Raw genomic sequence first — 24,444 nt, 5'->3', positions numbered from 1 at the left:
CTCCTTTTTTATAGTGTTAAAGAGACTGGTAGCGACGTTCTAATGCATAAAGAGACACTATGTAGACGGCAACAATAACCGCTGAAATGGCCTCTACGCGTGCATCGGGGAATAAGTACCATGCTGCTACAATACCTGCGGTGCGGGCGCTAGTATGAAAGTAGCCCACCCAATGTTCGATAGACCAAGAAAGGGGCATCCACATCAATCCTGCTAATATGCCTAAGGTTAAGGGTACGGTCGTATGGTCGATGGCAGCTACTGGCATAGCTATCCCAAATACCATTAAGCTCATTATCATGCCCACGAAAAAGAGCGTGTCGAAACTTGTTCTAGGCTTATCTTTTGAGAAAAAGCGTTCGCCAGTGAGATAAGACAAACCTGTGCCGAGATAAAAAATGGCACCTGTGCCAATGTATAACATCCAAGTTATCGCAACCTCAGAAACAAAAGGCGCCGCAATACCTAGCAAAGCCCATACGATGGTTCCGGCTAAAGGCATGGCAATAAATCTATTTTGCTTAAATAGTGTGCGTTGCTCATCAAGTGATAAATCACGAGCTGATAGAGGTTGGTTTTGGGCTTTATCGAGTGAGCCGCCTTCTATTTGGCTGCTCGAGTGGTTGTGTGCACTTTGGTGCAATGGACGCTCTGCAATAACATCGTTCATGATCATTTCCTTCAATACTGTGTTGTGAGTGTTGAAGTATGAAGATGCGACTGCATTAAAGTAAGTCACAAACATCACCAATGCAGCATGACAATTGTCATCAATAAGGTGAACAATGAACACGCGTTAAGAAGGCCCTTTGTAAACCAAATAGGCCTAGTTTCAGTATTCTACTGTCTTAGTAATACGCTTTTTAGTATCGTGTTGCTTTGCCTGAGCGTGTTGGATGCACCAAAGAAAAATCACCAGGGCCTTTGTTGAAGGTAATGAAAACTAGAAAGGAAAGTTTCATCTAATGAGCCTATTTTGGATCCCGATTTTATTACTCATCGGCACCCTTGTACCCAAAGCTACCGAAAAGCTCGGTAGAAATGTATGCACAGCAATGACTATGTTCGCCCCAGCGGCATCATTGGCTATCATCGCAAGTTTTGCTCCTGCTATATTTGCTGGCGACGTTATCACCGACTATATCGAATGGATCCCCGCCATAGGTCTTACACTGTCGATGAGACTCAACGGCCTAGCGCTGCTTTTTGCTTTTCTTATCCTAGGTATTGGCCTGCTTGTTATCTTTTATGCGCGCTACTACCTCTCTGCAAAAGAGCCTGTGGGGCGGTTTTATGGTTTTTTAATTTTATTTATGACCGCAATGCTCTCTATTGTGCTGGCAAATAATTTGCTGCAGCTTTGGATGGCATGGGAAATAACCAGTATAAGCTCGTTTTTATTAATAGGATTTTGGTCTTCTAAGTCGGCGTCTCGAAAAGGGGCGCGTATGGCCCTTACCGTTACCGGTGCCGGTGGATTGGCTCTGCTTGCAGGGTTTCTGTTAATAGGCGATATTGTAGGAACTTACGATATCGGTGTAATCGTAGATAGCGCCAACACCATCAGAGATCATAGCCTCTACCCAGTGGTGTTGGTATTAGTGCTTATTGGTGCATTTACCAAATCGGCTCAATTTCCTTTTCATTTTTGGCTACCCCATGCCATGGCTGCACCTACGCCAGTAAGTGCCTACTTGCACTCTGCGACTATGGTAAAAGCAGGGATATTTCTTTTAGCGCTACTTTACCCCGTATTAGCGGGCACTGAGTTATGGTTTTTATTAGTCAGCTTGGCGGGGCTAATGACGTTTTTACTTGGCGCTTATGTGGCTATGTTCAAACACGATTTAAAGGGCGTGCTCGCGTATTCCACTATTAGCCACCTAGGACTTATTACGCTATTGCTAGGTTTGAATACCGAGTTAGCTGCGGTGGCAGCGCTTTTTCATATTATGAATCACGCTGTGTTTAAAGCCTCGCTATTTATGGCTGCGGGTATCATCGACCATGAAACCGGTACACGAGATATGCGTGAGCTCAGCGGGCTGTGGCGTTTTATGCCCTATACCGCCACGCTAACAATGGTGTCTGCTTTATCAATGGCAGGTATTCCTTTGTTCAATGGTTTTCTGTCAAAAGAAATGTTTTTTGCAGAAACACTAGAACAAGCTGTGTTTGGCTCTCTATCGTGGATGGTGCCACTTCTTGCCACCGTAGGCGGGGTATTATCGGTTGCTTACTCATTGCGCTTCATCAAGGACGTATTCTTTAAAGGTGAGCCAGAGGCACTGCCTAAAACACCGAAAGAGCCTCCTGTATTCATGATGCTGCCTATCGCGCTTTTGGCTGTGCTGTGTATTTTAGTCGGCGTTTTTCCTGGCTTTATGGCAGGCGATTTACTCGCTATTTCAGCTTCTACGCTATTCCCTGCGTCATCTTTACCCTACTACAGCTTATCTATATGGCACGGGCTCAATATTCCCTTGCTAATGAGTGTCATCGCTATTGTGGGTGGGGCAGTGCTGTATATCAACCGCCATCCTCTTTACCGTTTTCAGTTTCAATTTAACGACCCTGATGCAAAGCAAATCTTCGAGCAGGCCATGCAAAAGCTTGTAAAGTACGCTCAGCGAATGCATAACAGCTTAGACAATGAATCACTGCAGCGTTATATAGGGCTACTGTTTCTTTTAGTCATAGTGATGACCGCACCACAGTTAATTATGCTTAAAAACGCTGCGGGAAGCTCACCGCTTCAATCTGTCAACGGTATTGAAATTACATTGGCGGCAATACTGTGTATTGGCGCCATTGCCACCGCTATTTTGCATAAACAGCGCATGACCGCACTCATTGCTATTTCGGTAGTGGGGCTTGTGGTCTCTATTACCTTTGCGCGTTTTTCAGCGCCGGATCTCGCGTTAACTCAGTTAGCCGTAGAAATTGTTACGGTAATTTTGCTGATGTTAGCACTGTTCTTTTTGCCCCAAAAAACCTCTGCCGACTCAGCGCCAAAGCGGGTGGTTCGCGACCTCAGTATTGCGGCCGTTATCGGCGGCATAGTGGCTACCATTAACTATGCAATTATCACCCGTCCCTTCGAGACTATTTCAGATTTTTTTGTAGAAAACAGTAAAACAGGCGGCGGTGGCACTAACGTTGTCAATGTGATTTTGGTAGATTTTCGTGGCTTCGATACCATGGGCGAAATCACGGTGTTAGGCATTGCCGCGCTGGGTATCTTCAAGTTGTTGACGAGAATTCCCCTTGCCATGCCCTCGGCCGATGATAAGGGGATTTCATGGACTAAGGATATTCACCCGCCTATTTTAGTGATGATTTCTCAGTCTTTACTTCCCCTTGCGCTATTGGTGTCTGCCTATATTTTTGTTCGAGGTCATAATTTACCTGGTGGTGGTTTTATTGCAGGCCTTGTTACCTCCGTAGCGCTAATTCAGCAATACATTGCTCACGGTGTGAACTGGGTTACACCACGTATACCTGTGAATTATCAAAGCGTGATTGCATGGGGGGTATTGCTGGCGGTACTCACCGGTGTTGGCAGCTGGGCGTTCGGAAAGCCATTTTTAACATCGTGGTTCGATTACTTCGATATTCCCTTCATCGGAAAAACAGAGTTGGCCAGCGCGCTTGTATTTGATTTAGGCGTTTATCTAACGGTAGTAGGGGCTACGTTATTAATTCTGGCAAACCTAGGTAAGCTAACAACCCAGCATCGCCCAACAATGGAGGAAAACTAATGGAATTATTGTATTCGCTATGTGTTGGCGTGATGACTTTCAGCGGTGTATTCCTATGCTTACGAGGCCGTACGTTCCCAGTGGTTATGGGGTTAATGATGCTCGGTTATGCCGTTAACTTATTTCTATTTTCAACCGGGCGGCTTAGCTTAGATGGCGCTGCTATTTTAGGTAAATCGGAAACCTACGCAGACCCTCTTCCTCAAGCGCTAGTGTTAACGGCCATCGTGATTGGCTTTGCGATGACGGCCTTTGCCGTCATTTTGTCGATGCGGGCTAGAGCCGACCTTGGGAATGATTTTGTGGACGGTAAAGAGCCACCTGGCAGGCCAAAGCAGTCGGTGTCTCGCTGGAGCAGTAAACAATGATGGACCATTTACCCATACTACCAATTTTGGTGTCATTGATAGGCGGGTTACTTCTTTTACTGCCGCCTTTTGCTGGCATTGAACGCTATGTTAATCGAAGGGTTGCAGCATTATTTTTATGCTTACTGCAGATAGCCGTTGCAATAGCGCTGATGGCAAAAGTCATTGATGCTGGGCCTATCATGTATGCGGTGGGTAACTGGGAGGCGCCTTTTGGCATCATATTATATGCAGATTCTCTTGCTGCACTTTTGGTTCTTCTCACCGGCTTTTTGGGGTTAGCATCAACGCTTTATTCATTCGCTGGCACCGACCGAGAGGGGCGTTATTTTCACCCCATAATGCAGTTTCAGTTAATGGGTATAACGGGAGCGTTTTTAACTCACGATCTGTTTAATCTATTTGTTTTTTTTGAAGTACTGCTAATTGCATCATATGTACTGCTTGTTCACGGTGGCGGGAAGCAGAGAACCCAAGCCAACGTGCATTATGTGATATTAAACCTAGTGGGTTCTGCCATATTCTTGATTGCCCTGGGGACTTTGTATGGCACTACCGGAACACTCAATATTGCAGATATGTCTCTTAAAATAAGCACTTTATCAGGGGGAGAGCAAGTACTGGCCAAAGTAGGCGGCATGATGCTATTGGTGGTGTTTGGACTTAAAGCCGCCATGCTGCCATTACATTTTTGGTTGCCCAATACCTACAGCGCTGCCAGCGCGCCTGTGGCTGCGCTATTCGCCATAATGACAAAGGTGGGCATTTACAGCATATTTCGGGTGTTCACTGTCATCTTTGGTGAAGGAGCGGGGGCGCTTAGCAACATGGTTTTACCTTGGGTATGGCCGCTCGCTATTTTAACGGTAATCGCTGGAACAATTGGCGTGTTAGCTAGCCCTAACTTACGCAATATTGCTGCTAATACCGTGCTTATATCAGTAGGCACCTTGCTGATGGCTTTTTCCATAAGAAGCCCAGAGGCAAGTGGGGCTGCGTTCTACTATGCACTTCACAGCACATTAATTTCAGCGGTGCTCTTTATGCTCGCCGATATGATAGGACAGCAGAGAGGGAAAGCTTTCGACCGCTTTGTCATCGCCAAAAAGGTGACTCAGCCAACACTGCTTGGCGCCCTCTTTTTTGTGGCTGCCATGGTGGTGGTTGGCTTACCGCCTTTTTCAGGCTTTATCGGCAAGGTGGTTGTTCTACAATCCGCCGCAACGGGATTAGATAAGGCGCTAGTGTGGTCTACGGTCCTTATCTCTACGCTACTCACTATCATCGCACTAGCACGAGCCGGTACAACCCTATTTTGGCGGCATGCTGGCGAGAGCGCTAACTCAGAAGGTGAGTCTGCATCTGTATGGCAGGTGGTAGGTGCTGTATTACTGTTGATGGCGTCTCCAATAATGGCAATTTTTGCTGGGCCCATTACCGAATACACAGCAATGGCTGCTGCGCAACTTCATGACGTACGACTCCCTGTGAGTGTGTTGCAATTACAGGGAGGTCAGCAATGAACCTTTTGTCACGCCTGCTGCCTACGCCTGGTCGCAGCGCCATATTACTTGTTATTTGGCTTATGCTGAATGTCACCGTAAGCCTGGGCCACATTATTCTTGGGTCTGTGTTTGCGATAGTAATCCCCTTATTGTGTGCACCGCTACAAATTTCACAGCCGAGAATTAAAAAGCCCCTTAAAGCATTTAAATACTTCTTTATGGTGCTTGGCGATGTGGTGGTGGCAAATGTGCAGGTGGCGATTTTAGTGCTTGGGCCCATGAGCAGAATAAAACCTGGCTTTGTTGCCGTGCCGCTAGATATTAAAGAAATTCGCCCTATTACCATACTGGCAAGTACGGTAACTATGACGCCAGGAACGGTTACCGCCGAGCTCTCAAAAGATAAGCGCTATTTGTATGTGCATGTGCTGCAAATGCCGGATGACGAGCAGGAAGTGATACGGCTTATCAAAGACCGATACGAGTCAGCCATTAAGGAGATGTTTCAATGTTAGCATTCACGTTGCTATGCGTAGGAATCATGATTTCTATAGGGTTAGTCCTTAATCTATGGCGCTTATTAGTCGGGCCAGATGTGGTAGACCGCATATTGGCACTCGATACTATGTTTATTAATAGCATTGCGTTAATCATGGTGTACGGCATACACAAAGGCACGTCGCTGTATTTTGAGGCGGCACTGCTTATTGCCATGCTAGGTTTTGTGAGTAGCGTTGCATTCGGAAAATATATTCTTCGCGGCGATATTATTGAGTAAAAACTGAATAAAAAATGAATAAAAGACTAATAGCGAAAAGTAAGTAATCGAATGAGTAATAAAATGAATAGACTGCGGATAAGGATAGGTAATGAATTTTTGGCTTGAGTTGACCGTGTCAGCTCTACTTATGATTGGCGGTATATTCGTGCTCGTGGGCTCAATAGGCTTGTTTCGCTTGAAAGATGCCTACACACGCCTTCACGCCCCCACTAAAGCGACCACAGTGGGCTTAGGAGGTATTTTGCTGAGCTCGGTTATTTACATGTCTCACCTTCAAGGCTACATCAATATTCACGCACTACTGATCACGCTGTTTTTGGTGATTACTGCACCAGTAACTGCACACATACTGGCCAAAGTTGCCATGCATCACAAAGTAAAAACTATGGATTCGACACAAAACGAAGGATTAGTTGATACGGCAAGAGAGCAAAAATCTGTGAATGATGCGGCTGGCTCGAGCAGTGATAAATAGGGAAGTGCATAATGGCGATTATTTATAATCTATGGTTAGACAACCTTGTTCTGTCAAAAGTCTCTTGCGTGTAGTTTTTGATTCTCACCATACCTCAAGCACTTTAATGCGGTTTCCTCTTAATCAATTCCAATGGCGCAAAATAAGTAGTAGGCCTCAAGCTTACACTCCCTAATGCTAGTGCTTAGGCTGCGTACATTGCATAAGAAGCTATTGGAAAAAGTCGCGGAGGGAAATCAACAAAAATACATTTAGCTGTTGATAACGGCGGTTTACCTGTCTACTTTGAGTTGTCAGGGGGACAGGTTCATGATGTCAGTCATGGCCCATCTCTGGTGGAGTCATCACCCTATTCTGAGGTGGTGGTTGCCGACAAAGGTTACGATAGCCAAGCTCTAAGGGAACTAGTGAGTAGCCGTAACGCCAAGCATCTCATCCCAAGAAAGAGGAATAGTAAAACAGGCAATGATGATAAATTAGCCAGAAACTACTACGGAGTGTTGGCACTGGCTTTTGCACTTATGTGGTTACCAATATGGTTTGATTAGAATACATACTAATTGAATTCTCAACTTCTCTTTCAAAATAAGCAATTGGATCGCAGCATGTTTTTTCAAAGAAAATGCCTGTTTACTAGGCATCAATTAATAACTAACAACTTGTCGTAATCGAGCTTTCCGTGCTGGTTTGCACACCGTCCATTGTGATTGAGCACGTTCTATACTTCACTTGTCTGGTGCAGCCACCGGGGTAAGCAACACCCGGTGTCCAGGTAGAGCTTGTACCATCATCGACCGTACCTGAATCCCAGGCTAAGTCCTCTATTGCTGTTTGCGCCAAGTTTTCTATAAGACATTCAGCCACGCCGACGTTGGTTAGATCGTTCACATTGCCACTCATAAAATTACCGATAGGAATACCATCAACCAGCGACACGCCTTTATGCAGCGACATTGCAAAGTATAAATCCCTGTGGCCGCTGGCCGATACATCGCCGACGAATGAGACATTGAAAACCAGTACGTTAACGCCAGGGTTACCAAATTTGACAGACGCGATTGCGTCAAGCGTATTGTGCTCCCAGCTGACTTGCACACCCCCACCGGTGACATTCAAGTCAAAACCAAAACCGGTTGCCTTAGTTTCAACATAATGGTCATTCCAGCTGCTGGTGCCGATTTCTGCCTTAAGGCCTTGTGCTAATTTAAACCGAATAAGTCGCTGGGCTTCTAAGCCGGTCAAATACGTTGAAGGATGAGTAGAACAATCGCTTCCTCCAGAACTATCCATCAAGCTTGAAGTGTCCATGGGTTGACTTAAGGTCTGTTTAGAAGTGGATGAATTTGTCTGCTGGCTAGTAACAATATCAGGATCATCCATCGAGAAATTGCTGACATGCGTTCTAAATTCTTCGTTGATATCATAGAACTGAGTTAGCGCTTGCTGTTCAGGGTTTGTGAGACCAGCATCGGTTACGACCACGTGAGGAGCATCAGTGTATTGATTGTGATTGGTCGCTGAAATATCGAACTTATACGCGGTCTCGGTAAGAGGGTTTGCGATAATGATGGTCCTTTGTGTTGTTTCGCAAACGTATTCCGTGGTCCCGAAAAGTGGATTTTCATGGGTATTTTCCAGGATACAGCTGAATGGCTCAAACTCCTGTGTAGCAATATTTCTTGCATCGTTATAATCACAGGTATCGCACGCATAGGTTTCTGTCAATTGTGAACCGTGTGCATAGGATGAGAGTGCAAGAAATGCGGAAATAATAAGGCTTGAGGTAAGAGTTTTATTGATTTCCATAATACTTTCCCTTTTTCATAAAAATGTCCATAGGGCTGCGTCCTTCAGCCTAAAGTGTACTTTCGAGCCCATTACATCATCGCGTTCGTTGCGAAGTTGGAGAGCAAACATCAAAGATATGCGTTAGGTAGCTTTTCTCAATCTCGAAGTACTGAATGACGCTAGCATATTATTTGAACAATTGTCACTAAATGACTTTTATAAGTTCATAAATTTGTAACACATAGAATATCAGCCAGGCTGTTTGTGAAGAGACAGTTGCCAGATAAGTTAGGAAGAGATTTAAGCCTTGCAAGCTGCAATTTTTTGAGCGATACGAATGATAGCCCAAATGCGTGCCCAACAAAAAAGGACAGCAATGCTGACCCTTTTCATCGTGCCCAGTGCAAGTCTGAGCAAATCGTATTAGACCTTACCTTGGTACTAGGTTCGCAGCTTGAGGGCCTTTTGAACTTTTTCAACAGTGAACTCGACAGTTTGACCTTCAGCAAGAGTTTTATAACCGCCAGATACAATTGAACAGAAGTGAACAAACACAGTCATGGAGCTGCCGTAGATGCTGAGAAAAAGACACGATCGCTTTGAGCGAGACGGCGATCTTCGAGAAATACGCTCCAACTGTCTGCTCCACGTAAGTTTCAGCCCCCAGAGTCACTGGCTCAAAAAGACAATGAGCTGACATTTAACGCGTACTTCAGCCGCAAGTGGTATCCAGTGGTTTTTTGCTATTGTTTGAGTGATAGCGAGTAACGCAAGAATCGCGTAGTACCTGATTTCGTAATGGAAGCGCATGTTATATTTTCACAGGGATTTCCCAAGTTCTTTTTATACTTTGCATTGATTCAACAAACTCGAAACTAGCCTCCCAAACGTATTTATTTTCTGAGAAGAATCCTTTGTTTGTCGGCTTCTTGTCATGCGGGATAGTAAAGCTGAAATCTAAGATTGTTTTAAAGTTTACATGGTTAATCTTTGTTGTAGCACTTGATTCCCAAACTTTATCGTTTCCGCTCTCATCGCCAACCCTTTTGCGCTGCCATAAAGTAATTGTTATTTCTTTAACGCTATTAAAGCTTGGCTTTTCAATTTCAATAGAACCTTTAAATTCCTCGCCAATTGTGCAGAATGATGGTGTTAATGTTAATGGAGTCTTACCCAACTTATAAAATTTCCGTTTTTGATAAGCGCCTATCACCCATAGAAGAATAGAGAACGAGAAAAAGCCTCCCAAAAATAAGTATATAGCAGGTGAGTTTGATTTGGTTGATATGTAAAGAAGGGTAATTGCAGCAAGAAAACAAATTATTCCAAAAATTTGAATGGCAATACCATGTTTGCTCTCTTGGCTGTGTATAATTTTATTAAGTTTATCCAAAAATTTTATTCCTGCAAAAATCACCATGGCTTTATGTAAATCTAAAAGCTTATTACTAAGGTTTCAAGTAACACTCATTTCCCATAAAAAACACGACCAATGTTTTTAGAGGAGTAGCGATTAGGCGCCCGCTCTATGTGCTAAGCTGCCATACGTCATAAAAATCATAATTGCAGCATTAGTACTTTTTTAACACTTTTGAATTAGCGTTAATGCGAGCAAGCGGCCCTTATTGGTAGAGTGAACATTAGAAATTATTTCCACTCTTTATCTTCTATAGTTTCTTAAAGTAAAGATTCCTTACCCGACCATTAGATATCCTAAAACCATTCACTGCGCCGCTATCATCACGTTCAAACGAGATATCGCCTACTTGTGACCTGAAAAAGTCATCTTTAACTGGCGCAATATGATGATCGCTAAGACGATAATGAGAAATTTTGAGCTGATCGTTGTCCGGCGAAAAATGATAAGTAGAAGAAAGTTCAGGGCTGTAGTAACTGCCTGCAAATTGAGATAACCAGGTTTCAGTCACTTTAACTGGCGTATAGGCAACTGACACATAGGTGTCAATGTTGTCTACTTGTACTGTCATAAGGTTTTGCGCGCCATCTTCAGTAAACTCAACGAAAATTTCGCCCTCTACATTCAGCATTTTAAATGTGTTTTCATTCACGGGAGCAAGGGGGCTTGTATCATTTTTGCCTCGTGAATACATGAGTCTACCGTTGTCTAAATATATCTCTCTTGAATAGGCGTCTGGCTCATTCCAATAGTGACCCACATATGTATTTAATATGTCTTCACTTAACTCAACTTTGCTAAGTTCAAAAGAATTAGGTGTTTGTTTTGGTGACATTGACTCCATAAACGCGTCAGCAATAGCATTCTGAGGGGGAGGGGTATCTATTTCTAGAAAGCGTTCAGCAATTTGCAGAGCCAATTCCCAAGGTCTTGCATCCGCGCCGTTGTTCAATATAGCAATTGCTAAATTCTGCTCAGGAAATCGAGCTAAATATGAACGAAAACCGGCATCTCCGCCGCTGTGCTGAATATACTTGATGCCGTTGTAGTGACTAATAAATTGTCCGTATGCACCACCAAATGTGTCGCCGTTATTTAATGTGGCAAGCGTATTCATTTGTTTGATAATTGAAGGGCTGCCTACAGTAGGAGCGGTGAAGTTTTCCGACCATTTAAGAAGGTCTTCTGCGGTAGTAAACAAACTGGTTGCGCCTACATTTGCATAGTTCAACACACTTTTTTGATAGCCACTGTCAATTGGCTCGTAGGAATAAGCTCTATTGCTAACAATTTTTTGATGGTCGTCATAAAATAAGCTGTTGCTCATATTTAATGGCGTGAACAGTCTTTCTTGTGTGAATTGTGCAAAGGACTTACCGCTAACTCGAGCAACAACCTCTGCTAATAGTGTGAACCCAGTATTCGAATAAAGGAATTCTTCTCCGGGTTTGAAGTTTAGTTCTTTTTGTTTCGCTACCATTTTTAATACATGTTCGGTAGTGATCACATCATCTAAACGCCAGCCAGCCATACGCAACAAATTCCATTGATCTCGCATGCCGCTGGTGTGCGATGCTAAGTGTCGTAAGGTTATGGTTTCACCAAAATCAGGTACTTCAGGTATGTATTGTCGTACGTCATCGTCAAAATTTAACTTACCTTCTTCAGCGAGTAACAAAATGGCAAAAACGGTAAATTGCTTCGATACAGATGCAACGTGAAACATGGTGTCTGGCGTAACAGGTATATCGTATTCGAGGTTTGCACTGCCATAACCTTTTGAGAAGACAACCTCTCCATCTTGTAACACGGCAACCGAGGCTCCCGGCTTGTCACTATCATCAAATTGGGCAAAGAGTTTGTCGAACTTTGAGGTTTGTTTCGCAACGGCATCATCAGGCACTGTAGACTTTGCAGAAGGTTGGCAGGCAGATATAGAGATGAGTAGTGATAAGCTAATAACTATTTTAACAGCAAGATGAGACACAATAACGATTCCTTGTTAACTCTTGTTTTTCGATATTCTCTAGTGAGGAGCCTAGAAAAAGTGAAAGCCGTTCAAAAGCAAATAGTAGAGTAAAACTGTTTTGGGCTATCGGCAATTATATTTTTTATGGACGTCCTGCCTATTGTAATCACTTCCCCAAAGCGTATACGTTCTATAGAGAAATGTTTAGCAAAGCCCCACACGCGTTAGTATTCACAGTGATTTTTTACGCATGCGTTTGTTTAGCACCGCATCGCCGTCTTCCTTTGAAAGCAAGATGCTGTCTGTAATGCTAACCAATGCCAGTATAGCCATAAATACCATGGCGATGGTGAATGTTGTTATATCTGGCGTATCTGCAGATTGACCGAGTATTAACGCAGCCACTGCTATGGCCAGTGCTGAAAGTGTTATTCCCAGCCCGCGATTCATTTGCATCAATATTGCCCCAAGGGTATTTGCATCGCGCATCTTATCTGGGGGAACGTCTGCAAAAGCGATGGTATTTAGCAAAGTGAGGTGCATTGAACGGGTAATGCCATTGATGAATAGCAGAGCTGCAATGGTAAAGGACGAGGTGTTAGCATCAATCATTGCCAAGGCGACAAAACCTAGCGCAATAAGTACTCCGTTAACAATCAATACCGGTTTAAAGCCAAAGGTATTCATAATCCATGTTGTGGCAGGTTTAATAGCAAGGTTACCTGCAAACAGCCACAGCAAGATAGAGCCGGCTTCTACAGGTGTGTAACCCAAGCCAAGTTGCAGCATTAGGGGAATAAGAAAAGGCGCACTGCCTAGCGCAATGCGCACGACAGAGCCGCCATACACCGATAATCGAAAGGTGCGATGCTGCATTGCATCAAATGAGAAGAGCGGATTCTTTGCTCTTTTTATGTGCCACATGGCAAGCAGCATACCCACAAAACCCACGGAAATAATGGTGGCACTTTCTAATAGTCTGTCACCGTTACTCGCAAGAAACTCAATGCCAGCCATAAAAAGTGCAAACCCTACGCCGGTGAGCAGAAAGCCTTTTACATCGAATGTGCTTACTTCGCCTTTTGTATTTTGAAGTAAATATGCCGAGGCAATAATTGCAATTAAGCCCAAAGGAATATTCATATAAAATATCCATTGCCAGCTGAAATGGGTGGCAATATAGCCCCCTAATACAGGGCCGAGTAAAGGGGCACTCAGCGCTGGCCAGGTAATTATGGCCACCGTTTTAACTAATTTTTCTTTTGGCAGGTCACGAAGTACCACTAACCGGCCAACGGGCACCATCATTGCCCCGCCAATTCCTTGTAATATTCTCGATAGAGTAAATTCAACCAGGGTGGTGCTCAAACCACATAGCACAGAGGCAAGGGTAAATACCCCAATGGCAGCAATAAATATGGTTCTAGCGCCAAAGCGATCGGCCACATAGCCACTGAGGGGGATGAATAGGGTAACCGCAACAAGGTATGCCGATACACCAATTGAAAGGTGCGCAGCGGGGATCCCAAAATCTGCGGCAATAACTGGGAGCGCCGTAGTAATAACCGTGGCGTCCAGAATTTCCATAAAGAGCGCCCCCGCCACGAGAAGGGCAGTGGCAGCGTCTTTACTGATTAATTTCAAAGGCGCGCACAACTCTAGCTACGCCAGTCACATTGCGAGCAATGTCTACCGCAGCGGTGGCTTCTAGGCTGGATAATCTGCCCATAAGAAATACTTCAGAGTCTTGTACTACTACCCTTACTTGCAACGCAGGTACACGCTCGTCGGCAACAAGCTTTGTTCTCACTTTGGATGCGAGCCAAATGTCGTTGGCTTGAGTACCTGCACCTATTGGAGTAGCAACGCGCACTTGGTTGTGTATTTTCTTTAAATAATCCACGTTTTGGGCGCGTTCAACCGCTTCGTTAATGAGCGCTTGATTAGGCGCTTGACCGGTGAGCAGCGCTACGCCGTTGTAAACATCAACCTGTAGGTTAGCTTGCTCTTTCAACGCATCGCTTTTAGACCATTGAAACGCTACCGCACTGTCGGCATTTTGATCGTCAAGCTGGGTGCCCACGGTTCGCCGGTCGTTAGCTACCTTCGCTGCAACAGCACCTGCAGCGCCAACCGCCACCACACAACCTTGTAAGGTCATGGCAAAAGTAATAGCTAGAATGCTTACGCATTTTGTCATTGGCTTCATAAATTAATAATTACTCGTCACCGTGATCAGCTGGGAATAAGCTATCGTCAATGCACTCGCATAAATTGTGAATGACAAGCAAATGCACTTCTTGTATTCGTGCAGTACGGTTTGACGGTACGCGAATTTCTACATCGTGCTCACTAAGAAATCCGGCCATTTCTCCACCGTCTTTACCAGTCAATGCAACTATCGTCATGTCGCGCGACAGTGCTGCTTCCATGGCGGCGGTAACGTTGCGCGAGTTTCCGCTGGTAGAAATAGCAAGAAGGATATCGCCGGGTTGACCTAGCGCACGTACTTGCTTGGCAAAGATTTCATCGTAGCTGTAATCGTTGGCAATAGACGTAATTGTTGAGGTATCGGTACTCAATGCTATAGCAGGCAGGCTAGGGCGGTCCCTTTCGTAGCGATTTAGCATTTCAGAAGAAAAGTGCTGTGCATCGCCAGCCGAACCGCCATTACCGCAGCTAAGCACTTTATTTCCACGAATAAGCGCTTCAACCATCATGCTCGCTGCTTTTTCAATCGACTCTGGCAAAATTTCAGAGGCAGCAATTTTGGTTTGAATACTTTCAGTAAAGTTAGCTTTAATTTGTTCAATCATACTTCTTCTCTTTTTAAGCGAGCTGCTGATAGAAAATCTTCAGCGCTGGTGGGCGCGTATGAGGCGCTTCGAATGCTAAAGCAGGCATTAGCCAATATTTTTTAGCCATTGAAGACGATTACCGTCGATAGCAATAACGTCTATCCGCAATGACGTAGACGTCGAATTGAGGCTATTATCTAACAAATAGAACTCAAACGCAGCTTGAATTCGCTGCAGTTTTTGTGCGGTAACGAATTCTGCTGCATTGCCAAATTTCGTATTCTTACGATATTTGACCTCAACACACACTATGGTGTCGCCGTCTTGCATAACAATATCTAATTCGCCTCGGCGCGTGCGATAGTTTTGACAGCGTAAACTAAGACCTTGTTCCAATAAAAATTGACAGGCTTGTTGCTCTGCTGCATTCCCTTGCACTATCGACATAATAACTCTCTATTCTGTGAGTATTTCCACTTTTTCATTGCGAATGATAGCCCTGGGCTGCAGCCGCTCTACTTCGCCATTCTCGTTTAGTGACAGCGAGCCTGTAAGCCCATCGTGATTCAAGTATTGTAGCGTGTTTAATATACCAAGCTGGGGGAGTAGCTCATATGCGTCATACCCAAAGGCGAATAAACGCTTTTGCATGGTACTTTGTGCTGCAAAGGCTTGGTCTACGGTTTGGGCTAAACCTTGCCATTTATGCTGCGGCATTAACCAAGGCATATCGATAAAGTGAATGTTTTTCAAATCACGCCACTGGTTTTTACCGCTGTCGTAATCCATAGAGCGAGATGAGGCATAAACGGGTATGGGCTGCCCATCAAGAGGGTTTAGGCTTGCTTCAATAATCGGGTTGAGTAATTCGGTGTCTTGTGGTGAAGCAAATGCGATAATCGCGTCTATGTCTCGTCTGCTACGAGGCATGTTGTACACTTCGTCATTAGTCATGTACTCAATTTGATTAATTCGTTCGTTGCTTTGCGCCACATCCAGCGCTGAAGTAATGCCTTCTCTCAGCGAGTTACTGTCATTGAACGTTACCGACGTAATGTTGGTGCGGCGTTTGCCTTCTGCCTGGTTCAGCGTTTCCCAATGCGCTTTAAATGTATCATCCATGCGCATGTAAAGAGAGCTCTGCTCTGCAATAACAATAGGGGCCCTGAAACCTTTGTTAAATATAAGCTCTGCAAGCTGTTTGGCCTCATCTTCTGGTGCTAGACCAAAGAAGTTAGCTGCGATAGGTTGCTCTACAGACGTTTTCTCAGATAAACCTTGCTCTGCAGATAAGGGAGGCATCGCGCTTTTTTGTTCTGATAGCGAGCCGGCTTCAGCGTTCCCCGAATCATCCTGCTGTGCAAGCATCTCAATGGTTCTATCAAGCTCGCCCATTGCCTGCTGAAAATTATCAAACCGATTTAGGGCTAATACATTTACCCCAGTAGGTAGGGCAGGCACTATGCGTTCAACGTTATCCTTAAGTAGCGGGCCAATAACAAATTTTGCTTCTCCGATGGCACTTACAATACCCTCGACATCTTTGTCTGTGGTATCGACAAAGCTAAGCTGAGGCAGGTCGCGCTCGCTCTGATTATCTTCAATGCTCTGATAATACGCAGCCATGATGCCGTTTTTAATGGTATTTCCCGTTGCGCCAAGACGCCCCGATAGTGGGAGCAACACGGCAATACTGTCGATGCTAGGGCGAGAAAGCTGGGTAGCGCTATCTACATTTTTAGGGAAAGCCTTGCCTAGACTGTGACCTGCATAGACACGTTTGAAATTGCGTAGGTTAGCGGCAAGCTGTTCAGGGTTAGACCGATATTCTTGCGTTAATTTTCTTAAGCTAACAAAGGGAGAAAGTGCGGGATACTGCGCGCTTACGTCGTCAAGTGATGATAAGGGCATTGACGTTACCCATGCCCAAATTTGCTCTACTTTTTGTTCGTCAGTGAGGTCGGTTTTCAATAGGCTGTTTGCCGCCGCGCCATAATTACCATTACGAATAAATAACTGTGTCTGAAGGTGTGCTTTTTCGATAGCAAATTGGCTTTGGTCAGGCACTGTCTCAAGCAGTGTCAGTAGGGTTTGAGACGACGCGTCAGGGCTGTTTAAATACACTTTTGCCATAAGCAGTGCGTAAGCAGGTTGGTTAGCAGTAGATACGCCGTCTTGCTTCACTTCATAAAGCACTTGTTGGGCTAACAGGGGCTTTTGATTTGCGATATACAGCTCAGCAGCTTCTAGAAGTAAGGTGTCTCTTCGCTCTTTATTGCGAGTTTCAAGCCACGCCTTTTTTGCCTCAACAAGCTTGTGTTCAGGTGTAATCTCTTCTTGGGTAACAGGCTGCTCAACAGGAGATTTTACGTTTGTTGAAACGTTAACCGCTTTTTTGGGCGTACTCGTGCAGCCAACTAACAATAACGGTGAAAGCAGTAATGAGGTTACCGCAAAACGCGTAATGTGTTTTCCAGTGGTTCCGGTATGGCGCACAGTTTCATTCCTTTTACTTCGATATGGGCTCAGTTTATCTCAACCAGTGTGAAAATCTACGCTTGGCGGCATAAACTGGACTATTGGCATGTTACACTTACCGCATTATCACGTTTCTATTATTATTTATGACTAACTCTGCCAATTCTATAAAAGACGTTGCTACGCTATACATTGTACCCACCCCCATCGGAAACTTAAACGACATAAGCGCTCGTGCTATCGAGGTACTTGGCAGTGTGAGTTGGATTGCGGCAGAAGACACCCGCCATAGCTCAAGATTACTTCAGCACTTGAGTATCACTACCAAAACATTATCGCTGCACGATCATAACGAAGATAAGCGTGCAGCCATGTTATGCGAGCGACTAAAAGGTGGCGAGGCGGTTGCATTAATCAGTGACGCAGGAACACCGCTTATAAGCGACCCTGGCTTTATTTTGGTACGTCGCTGCCGAGAGCAGGGCATTCCGGTTTGCGCCCTGCCAGGCCCCTGTGCAGCCATTACTGCATTAAGCGCGTCAGGCTTACCTACAGACAAGTTTATTTTTGAAGGGTTTTTGCCAGTAAAAGCACAGGCCAGAGAAAGTGCGGTTTCTGCGCTACTTGATAGACCTTACACGAGTGTATTTTACGAAGCGCCACGCAGGATTTTAGACACAGTGACGCTTATTCAGCGGGTGCTCGGTGAAAGGCATATTGTAGTGGCGAAAGAGCTAACTAAAACTTTCGAAACCTATGTAAGCGGCAGCGCCCAAGATGTTATTGATTACCTAACATCCGAAGCGGCCCACCAAAAAGGCGAGTTTGTGGTGATGATTGGTCCAGCTCACGTTAGTGAACAGGAAATTCCCTCTGAGGCAATGTCATTGCTGCACACACTTTGTGAGCATATTCCACTGAAAAAAGCTGCTGCGGTAGTAGCAGGACACTATGGATTAAAGAAAAACGCACTTTATCAAGCGGGGTTGGACGCAAAAGAATAAACCTGAGCTAATTGGGGCTGGCACTGATCTTAACTGTCTTTTAGTTGTTACCAATTAAGAGAATGTTGAACAGCAGAAAATGGAGGCGTAAATGAAAAAAACATTGAAAATCACCATGGCAGAGGGCAAGTGGCTGGTAGATGTGTTCTCAAAGGCCAATGATTCGGGAGTGTTCGATTTGATTCACCCTAATACCAGCGCTGAGATATCGTTTAATGAAGGTGAGATGTATGGTTTTCGGTATAGCGTAAGCGGAAAACAAGGTACCTCATTTACCATCGAGCTGGATGATATCGTGCTAGTGGAAGGGGAAATAGATGAAAGCGAAACCGCAAAGGGTAGTGGTGTTATATAAGCGCTATCGATAAAGCCCGGCCAAAATGTCGGTAGTTAACACCGACACGTTTGCTGGCCTTTGACTTACGACAATTAAACGATGAGGTATGCAATGCCGTTACCCCTTTCGCTTCTAGATTTGGCGCCTATTTCAGAAGGCCAGAGTATAAGTAATGCACTGAGTAATTCGCGAGAGCTAGCTCAACAAGCAGAGCGCAGTGGATATCAACGGGTTTGGTTGGCAGAGCATCACGGTATGTATGGCGTGGCAAGTTCTGCTACTGCGGTAGTACTAGGGAATATTGCTAATGCGACCAATCATATTCGAGTTGGAGCGGGTGGTGTGATGTTGCCTAACCATTCGCCTCTGGTCATTGCTGAGCAATTTGGCACATTAGAGACTTTGTATCCCGGGCGTATTGATTTAGGACTTGGGCGAGCTCCAGGTACTGATATGGCTACCGCTAAAGCATTACGTAGAAACCTTAGTAATTCAAGTGCTATAGACACCTATCCTGACGATATTAAAGAGCTTCAGCGCTATTTAAGTACTCCTGAACCCGCCCAAAACATTGTTGCGGTGCCAGGCGCTAATACGCATATTCCTTTGTGGCTATTAGGCTCTAGTTTATACAGTGCGCAGCTTGCCGCATCGTTTGGGCTTCGCTATTCATTTGCCTCACATTTTGCACCAGACCAGCTTTTTGATGCTTTGCATCTTTATCGTTCTACGTTTACTCCGTCCGAAAAATTAGAAAAACCTTATGTTATGGCAGGGGTAATGGCGGTAGTAGCCGATACCGATGAGGAAGCGCAATACCTTTTCACTTCGGTTCAACAACAGTTTATGAATATGCGCCGAGGGCTTAATAAGCCTTTTGCTAAACCGACGGACGACCTATCTACAATGTGTACGCCTACTGACCATGCAATGCTGTCTCATGTATTGCAGTATGCGCTGGTCGGCTCAAAAAACACAGTGACTGAGCAGCTAGCACAGTTTTTAGGGAAAACTGAGGTCGATGAGCTGATTGTTTCAATGCCCATCCATAATTTAGACGCTAGGTTAAAGAGTGTGTCGCTGCTAGCCGAGATAATGCATTAGAAATGCTGGACTGACGTGTAATTAAAACGGTTTCGATTACATCGAAATTCGTAGATAAGGGCCAGCATGGTAGAACACAAAAAACACTAAGAAAAAGTCGGCCGATGTAGGCCGACTGTTTTTAGATTTATTGGCTTAAGACAAGCGCCCTTTAAAGTCTTCGTACGTGAAACTTCGAACTAATTCAAACTCACCGTTCGAGCGCAATATGCCAATGGACGGATGGTCAACACCATTAAAAAACGTAGTTTTTACCATGGTGTAGTGCATCATATCTTCAAACTGAACACGGCTTCCTGCTACGAGAGGTTCATCGAAGGAGTAGGTGTCTATAACATCTCCAGCAAGACATGAGTTGCCGCCAAGCTTATAATTGTGGGCTTTTTCGTTTGGTAATGCCGCATCTAATACGGTAGGTCGATAGGGCATCTCTAACACATCTGGCATGTGAGCAGTGGCCGAGATATCCAATATGGCAATATCACCTTCGTTATTTACCACGTCCACCACTTCCGATAGTAAAGGGCCTGTTTGCCACGCTACCGCAGAGCCCGGCTCTAAGATAATATCAAGGTGGGGGTAACGCTCTTTAAATGCCGACAGTGTGTTGATTAAGTGCTCAACGTCATAGCCTTCACTTGTCATTAAATGACCGCCGCCTAAATTCAACCATTTCAATTGATGTAGCCATTTGCCAAATCGTTTTTCAATGGCCTGCAAAGTACGCTCTGTGGCAAAAGAATCACATTCGCATAAATTGTGGCAGTGAAAACCTTCAATTCCATCAAGGCTGACACCCTCTAACTCATCCGCTCTTATCCCTAATCGCGAACCGGGTGCAGCGGGGTCGTAAAGTGGTGTATCTGCTTCTTGATGCTCAGGATTAATTCTCAGACCAAGTGATACGTCTTTTAGCGCCTCACGATGGGTATGCCATTGGCTGAGGCTATTAAACGATAAATGGTGTACCAGTGAAGCCAGTGCTTTTGCATCCTCGGCTTTATAAGCAGGAGAATAGGCATGAACCTCTTTGCCCATTTCGGCTGCTAACTTTGCCTCCCACACTGAGCTTGCGGTGGCACCCTGAAGATATTGTTTGACGATATCGAAGCAAGACCACATAGAAAAGCCTTTAAGGGCTAAAATAATTCGCACGCCTGACTCGTCTTGAACGCGCTTCATCAGCGTTAGGTTACGAATTAATTTTGCCTCCTCAAGAACATAGCAGGGTGAGGGAATATCAGTGCGTTGGGTAAGATCGGTCAAGGTGTTCACGCTCCGGTCAATAACGTAAAAAAGGGGCACTTAACATAGCGCCCCTCGTAAATATCAATAAGTATTTGTTTAAAGCAATCTACTTAGTAAATGGGCTGCTATCGCACTCTAGTACATGCCACGGCAGTCCGTGTTCATTAAGCATATCCATGAACGGGTCTGGATCAAACTGTTCCATATTCCACACACCGGCTTCTTTCCACGTGCCGTTTAACATAAGTGCAGCACCAATCATCGCAGGAACGCCTGTGGTGTAAGATACCGCCTGAGCACCCACTTCCTCATTACACTTAGCGTGTTCGCAGTTATTGTAGATAAAGATGGTCTTTTCTTTGCCATCTTTTATACCTGTAATGTAAGTACCAATACAGGTCATGCCTACATAACCTTCTGCAAGCGAGCCTGGGTTAGGTAATACAGCTTTTAGAAACTCTAAAGGCACAACTTGTTGGCCTTGAAATTCTATAGGCTCAATGCTCGTCATACCGATACCTTCAAGCACGCGTAGGTGGTTGAGGTAAGCCTCGCCAAATGTCATCCAAAAACGGGCACGTTTAAGGGTTGGGAAGTGTTTCACCAACGACTCAAGCTCTTCGTGGAACATAAGGTACGAAGCGCGCTCGCCTATATTTTGATAGTCAAGGTCTTCTCGAACGCTAAGCGGATCAGTTTCTTTCCACTCACCATTTTCCCAAAATTTACCACGCTGAGTAATTTCGCGGATATTGATTTCTGGGTTGAAGTTAGTCGCGAATGCTTGCCCGTGATCGCCGCCATTACAATCGACAATATCAAGGTAGTGAATTTCATCAAAGTAGTGTTTTGCTGCATACGCAGTAAAGACGTTAGTGACACCTGGATCAAAACCACTTCCAAGTAATGCCATGATACCGGCATCTTTAAACTTGTCTTGGTACGCCCACTGCCATGAGTATTCGAATTTTGCTACGTCTTTTGGTTCGTAGTTTGCGGTATCAAGATAATGAGTGTTAGTTGCCAAACACGCGTCCATGATAGGTAGGTCTTGATATGGCAGTGCCAAATTAATCACTAAGTCTGGCTGCACTTCGTTGATTAACGCTTCTACTTCTTTAGCATTGTCAGCATCTAAAGCAAATACGCCCTTTACGCGGTCTTCACCAACTTCTTGCTGAAGAGCTTCACATTTAGACACCGTTCGACTTGCTAAGAATATTTCATCGAAATGTTGTGGCAAACGAGCACACTTTTTAACCGTCACTGAGGCAACGCCGCCAGCACCAATAATGAGAACGCGAGACATAGTATTAATCCCTAAATTTTGCGAGTAAATTTTTGCTGAATGCTAGCAGACACCGGCGATTTGGCAAGCAAAGTCAGTGTCTGAAAGTATAAATAGTATAAATTTTCCTGCTAACGATAGAAAACGTTATGCACGTTTTAACTATCGCAGGGTTTACAAGCTTGTTTAGTCAAGCTTGGGTCGTACAAAGATTGCAGCTAGGGCGCCGCAGTATTAATTGGCGGCGATACCACCACAGAACCGTCAACCTTGTAATAAGGATATAGGAGCAATCGTTCTTCTTGATCAGGCGACGATGTTACTACCGCTATGGCATCAACATTTTTGCTGTTCTGTGTATTGATAGTCGCAGCATAGACTAAAACGCTGTAACTGTTGGTGTCTGTGGTTGTGTCGATGATCCTCCACTGGAGTTGCTCAATGAGTTGTGACTCACGTTTGCTCTCAGTGGTTTCATCTGCAAATATACAACCGTTTTTACCGTCTTGGTTTATAGCCGCAAAAGGGTAAAATACATCGCTGTTTAGTAGCATTACTTTACATATGGAAAGTGATTTGGAAACAAGTTCTTTTAAAGGGATTGGCAATGTAACTGGTCGGTCGATCATGTTGTATCTCCTCAAAGTTAGCGTTGCTTGCGATGCTATAGTTAAGACTCTATAGGTCATCACTATTATTTTACGATTGCTGTTTTTAGATACCCTGTACTTTTTTTCCTTTCATCATTGCTTACGGTGTATTGGACTCATAGGTTTACTATCACTACAGAAATGAGCACTGTGCAATATCCTTAGCGAGCACCCTGAAGTCCGCCGGTGTGTAAGACAATAATCTTACTACCTGATTTAAATGTGCCCTTTTTAAGCATATCTTTCAATGCGAAAAATACTTTTCCGGAATAAACAGGCTCAATATTAAAGGGCATGGCGTTGTTAAAGTTCTCACAAAACGCCTTTAAATAGGGCGGCGCCTTTGCATATCCACCGCAATGGTATTCATGGTTAATATGCCAGTTACTGTTTGTTTTTCTCTCTTCGTCATTGCTCGCAGGCGCTTTTGCTGCGAGTTCTTTTGTCATAATTTCCTTTGTCACAATTTTTTTTGTCAAAATGGCAGGGGCTAAAAACTGGTTAACTAAGGATTCCAAGTAATCTTGACCTTTAAGCACGCCAATACCAATAGCGTGCTGGTTTGGCGTTAACGCACTGACAATACCTGCCATTGTGGCACCACTGGCTACGGGGGCAATAATAGTGTCGAACTCGGCATTGTGATTGGTAGCGAGCGCTTCAGTAATCTCACTCACTAACTCTGCAACCCCTTCGATTGCCTGTTTTTGGCTTCCCCCTTCTGGGATGATAATGGCAGGGGAAAAGCGCTCTTTTAGTGTGTTGAGGTATTCGGCAGAGTCACGTTTTTTATAGGTTATTCGGTCAACATACTCAATATCGACGTTCCATGAAGTTAGGTCGCTAATCATTGGTGTTGGTGTAGCAGAGTAGTCACCACGGATAATGGCTGTAAGCGGAATGCCGAGGGTATAACACACATATCCGAGTGCATGCAGGTGATTTGAAAAGCCACCACCAAAACTGATGAGTCTGAGAGAGCCTTTGGCGTATAGAGAGCCCTGAGCAGTGGATGAAAAACCCTCAGCGTTAAAGGAGCGCTCAGCGGTGGATGAAGAGCCCTCAGCGTTAAAGGAGCCCTCAGCGCTGAATGAAGAGCCCTCAGCAATAAATGAAGATTCTTCATCGTCAGGAGAGTCCCCATCAGCATTTTGAGGTAGTCCTTCCTCAAATGCAGCACCGTCTAGATATTGCTCTGCGTAGCCGTAAATAAACTGCTTCAGTTTCCGCCACTTATTACCAGACACTACGGGGTGTATTTTGTCGTCGCGCTTTACATAAATAGTCACATCCTCGGCACCAGGCCAGTCAGGTTTGAACAATTCTAAAGGTGAAGGCTGGGTGAGTGTTTGCTCAAGCGTTGTTAGTTTATTCACAGGAGGAAGTTGCCACAATTGATCATTCATTATCTGCTCGCAGTATAACTAATACGACCATAAATCAAAAAGTATAGAAATGTTGAAAGCGTCAGTT

General features: G+C 44.6%; 23 protein-coding genes and 1 pseudogene. 10 read left to right on the top strand and 14 right to left on the bottom strand.

Features of this window, described 5'->3' with window-relative positions; translation table 11 throughout:
* Window positions 1-16 precede the first annotated feature (16 nt).
* Entirely contained in the window at window positions 17-607 is a 591-nt protein-coding gene (locus tag AC27HD_RS09550; protein WP_052010349.1) for a DUF7010 family protein, read from the bottom strand.
* Between the two features lie 358 nt (window positions 608-965).
* On the opposite strand from AC27HD_RS09550, the gene AC27HD_RS09545 reads away from it, so the two are divergent.
* The 7 genes and pseudogenes from AC27HD_RS09545 to AC27HD_RS09515 all read left to right on the top strand — a co-directional run.
* Complete coding sequence (locus AC27HD_RS09545) at window positions 966-3,761, top strand: monovalent cation/H+ antiporter subunit A (RefSeq protein ID WP_487105327.1); 2,796 nt, start codon at window positions 966-968, stop codon at window positions 3,759-3,761.
* Window positions 3,761-4,129 (top strand): Na+/H+ antiporter subunit C, encoded by a 369-nt coding sequence (locus AC27HD_RS09540; RefSeq protein WP_032097389.1) that lies wholly within the window; start codon window positions 3,761-3,763, stop codon window positions 4,127-4,129. Before AC27HD_RS09545 ends, AC27HD_RS09540 begins: the two co-directional genes overlap by 1 nt.
* On the top strand, window positions 4,126-5,652 hold the full coding sequence (locus tag AC27HD_RS09535; protein ID WP_487105325.1) for a monovalent cation/H+ antiporter subunit D: 1,527 nt from the start codon (window positions 4,126-4,128) through the stop codon (window positions 5,650-5,652). Before AC27HD_RS09540 ends, AC27HD_RS09535 begins: the two co-directional genes overlap by 4 nt.
* Window positions 5,649-6,149: a Na+/H+ antiporter subunit E gene (locus AC27HD_RS09530; protein WP_487105323.1), complete on the top strand. Its 501-nt coding sequence runs from the start codon at window positions 5,649-5,651 to the stop codon at window positions 6,147-6,149. The genes AC27HD_RS09535 and AC27HD_RS09530 overlap by 4 nt, the downstream gene beginning before the upstream one ends.
* The gene (locus AC27HD_RS09525; RefSeq protein WP_100972823.1) at window positions 6,143-6,412 is read left to right on the top strand and encodes a K+/H+ antiporter subunit F; all 270 of its coding nucleotides are present in this window, start codon (window positions 6,143-6,145) and stop codon (window positions 6,410-6,412) included. Before AC27HD_RS09530 ends, AC27HD_RS09525 begins: the two co-directional genes overlap by 7 nt.
* A gap of 91 nt (window positions 6,413-6,503) precedes the next feature.
* On the top strand, window positions 6,504-6,890 hold the full coding sequence (locus AC27HD_RS09520; RefSeq protein WP_487105321.1) for a Na+/H+ antiporter subunit G: 387 nt from the start codon (window positions 6,504-6,506) through the stop codon (window positions 6,888-6,890).
* 206 nt (window positions 6,891-7,096) lie between these two features.
* A pseudogene (locus AC27HD_RS09515) lies at window positions 7,097-7,438 on the top strand (transposase); the annotation flags it as partial.
* A gap of 103 nt (window positions 7,439-7,541) precedes the next feature.
* Here AC27HD_RS09515 and AC27HD_RS09510 read toward each other — a convergent pair.
* The 9 genes from AC27HD_RS09510 to AC27HD_RS09470 form a co-directional block, all read right to left on the bottom strand.
* Window positions 7,542-8,615, bottom strand: a complete 1,074-nt coding sequence (locus tag AC27HD_RS09510) for a hypothetical protein (protein ID WP_487105319.1) — start codon at window positions 8,613-8,615, stop codon at window positions 7,542-7,544.
* A gap of 504 nt (window positions 8,616-9,119) precedes the next feature.
* Window positions 9,120-9,239 carry a cold shock domain-containing protein gene (locus tag AC27HD_RS09505; protein WP_081926654.1) on the bottom strand — a complete coding sequence of 40 codons (120 nt, stop codon included), beginning with the start codon at window positions 9,237-9,239 and terminating at the stop codon, window positions 9,120-9,122.
* A 250-nt stretch (window positions 9,240-9,489) separates the two neighbouring features.
* A complete protein-coding gene (locus AC27HD_RS09500; protein WP_487105317.1) occupies window positions 9,490-10,071 on the bottom strand; it encodes a hypothetical protein in 582 nt (193 codons plus the stop codon).
* A gap of 274 nt (window positions 10,072-10,345) precedes the next feature.
* Complete coding sequence (locus tag AC27HD_RS09495; RefSeq protein WP_487105315.1) at window positions 10,346-12,082, bottom strand: serine hydrolase domain-containing protein; 1,737 nt, start codon at window positions 12,080-12,082, stop codon at window positions 10,346-10,348.
* Between the two features lie 213 nt (window positions 12,083-12,295).
* A complete protein-coding gene (locus AC27HD_RS09490; protein WP_487105313.1) occupies window positions 12,296-13,651 on the bottom strand; it encodes an MFS transporter in 1,356 nt (451 codons plus the stop codon).
* Between the two features lie 40 nt (window positions 13,652-13,691).
* Entirely contained in the window at window positions 13,692-14,264 is a 573-nt protein-coding gene (locus AC27HD_RS09485; RefSeq protein WP_032097398.1) for a BON domain-containing protein, read from the bottom strand.
* Window positions 14,265-14,283: 19 nt separating this feature from the next.
* The gene (locus AC27HD_RS09480; RefSeq protein WP_032097399.1) at window positions 14,284-14,880 is read right to left on the bottom strand and encodes a phosphoheptose isomerase; all 597 of its coding nucleotides are present in this window, start codon (window positions 14,878-14,880) and stop codon (window positions 14,284-14,286) included.
* 87 nt (window positions 14,881-14,967) lie between these two features.
* Window positions 14,968-15,309 (bottom strand): YraN family protein, encoded by a 342-nt coding sequence (locus tag AC27HD_RS09475; protein WP_487105310.1) that lies wholly within the window; start codon window positions 15,307-15,309, stop codon window positions 14,968-14,970.
* 9 nt (window positions 15,310-15,318) lie between these two features.
* Window positions 15,319-17,358, bottom strand: coding sequence for a penicillin-binding protein activator (locus AC27HD_RS09470; RefSeq protein WP_487105308.1), 2,040 nt, complete (start codon window positions 17,356-17,358; stop codon window positions 15,319-15,321).
* Between the two features lie 149 nt (window positions 17,359-17,507).
* Here AC27HD_RS09470 and rsmI point away from each other — a divergent pair, with 149 nt between their 5' ends.
* The 3 genes from rsmI (at window position 17,508) to AC27HD_RS09455 (ending at window position 19,785) form a co-directional block, all read left to right on the top strand.
* Window positions 17,508-18,344 (top strand): 16S rRNA (cytidine(1402)-2'-O)-methyltransferase, encoded by an 837-nt coding sequence (rsmI, locus tag AC27HD_RS09465; protein WP_487105566.1) that lies wholly within the window; start codon window positions 17,508-17,510, stop codon window positions 18,342-18,344.
* A 91-nt stretch (window positions 18,345-18,435) separates the two neighbouring features.
* On the top strand, window positions 18,436-18,699 hold the full coding sequence (locus AC27HD_RS09460) for a hypothetical protein (RefSeq protein WP_032097402.1): 264 nt from the start codon (window positions 18,436-18,438) through the stop codon (window positions 18,697-18,699).
* Window positions 18,700-18,792: 93 nt separating this feature from the next.
* Window positions 18,793-19,785: an LLM class flavin-dependent oxidoreductase gene (locus AC27HD_RS09455; protein WP_487105306.1), complete on the top strand. Its 993-nt coding sequence runs from the start codon at window positions 18,793-18,795 to the stop codon at window positions 19,783-19,785.
* A gap of 135 nt (window positions 19,786-19,920) precedes the next feature.
* Here the strand turns inward: AC27HD_RS09455 and nspC are convergent, their stop codons facing one another.
* The 4 genes from nspC to AC27HD_RS09435 form a co-directional block, all read right to left on the bottom strand.
* Window positions 19,921-21,072 carry a carboxynorspermidine decarboxylase gene (gene nspC, locus AC27HD_RS09450; RefSeq protein WP_487105564.1) on the bottom strand — a complete coding sequence of 384 codons (1,152 nt, stop codon included), beginning with the start codon at window positions 21,070-21,072 and terminating at the stop codon, window positions 19,921-19,923.
* A gap of 67 nt (window positions 21,073-21,139) precedes the next feature.
* The gene (locus tag AC27HD_RS09445) at window positions 21,140-22,342 is read right to left on the bottom strand and encodes a saccharopine dehydrogenase family protein (protein ID WP_032097404.1); all 1,203 of its coding nucleotides are present in this window, start codon (window positions 22,340-22,342) and stop codon (window positions 21,140-21,142) included.
* A gap of 197 nt (window positions 22,343-22,539) precedes the next feature.
* On the bottom strand, window positions 22,540-22,950 hold the full coding sequence (locus tag AC27HD_RS09440; protein ID WP_487105304.1) for a hypothetical protein: 411 nt from the start codon (window positions 22,948-22,950) through the stop codon (window positions 22,540-22,542).
* A 182-nt stretch (window positions 22,951-23,132) separates the two neighbouring features.
* Window positions 23,133-24,377: a 1-aminocyclopropane-1-carboxylate deaminase/D-cysteine desulfhydrase gene (locus tag AC27HD_RS09435; RefSeq protein ID WP_487105302.1), complete on the bottom strand. Its 1,245-nt coding sequence runs from the start codon at window positions 24,375-24,377 to the stop codon at window positions 23,133-23,135.
* Window positions 24,378-24,444 lie beyond the last annotated feature (67 nt).

It is taken from the genome of Alteromonas sp. 4NS20-0143 (genome assembly GCF_057542855.1).
The sequence above is the reverse complement of the archived record's forward strand: the minus strand, read 5'-3'. Positions and strand labels throughout refer to the sequence as shown.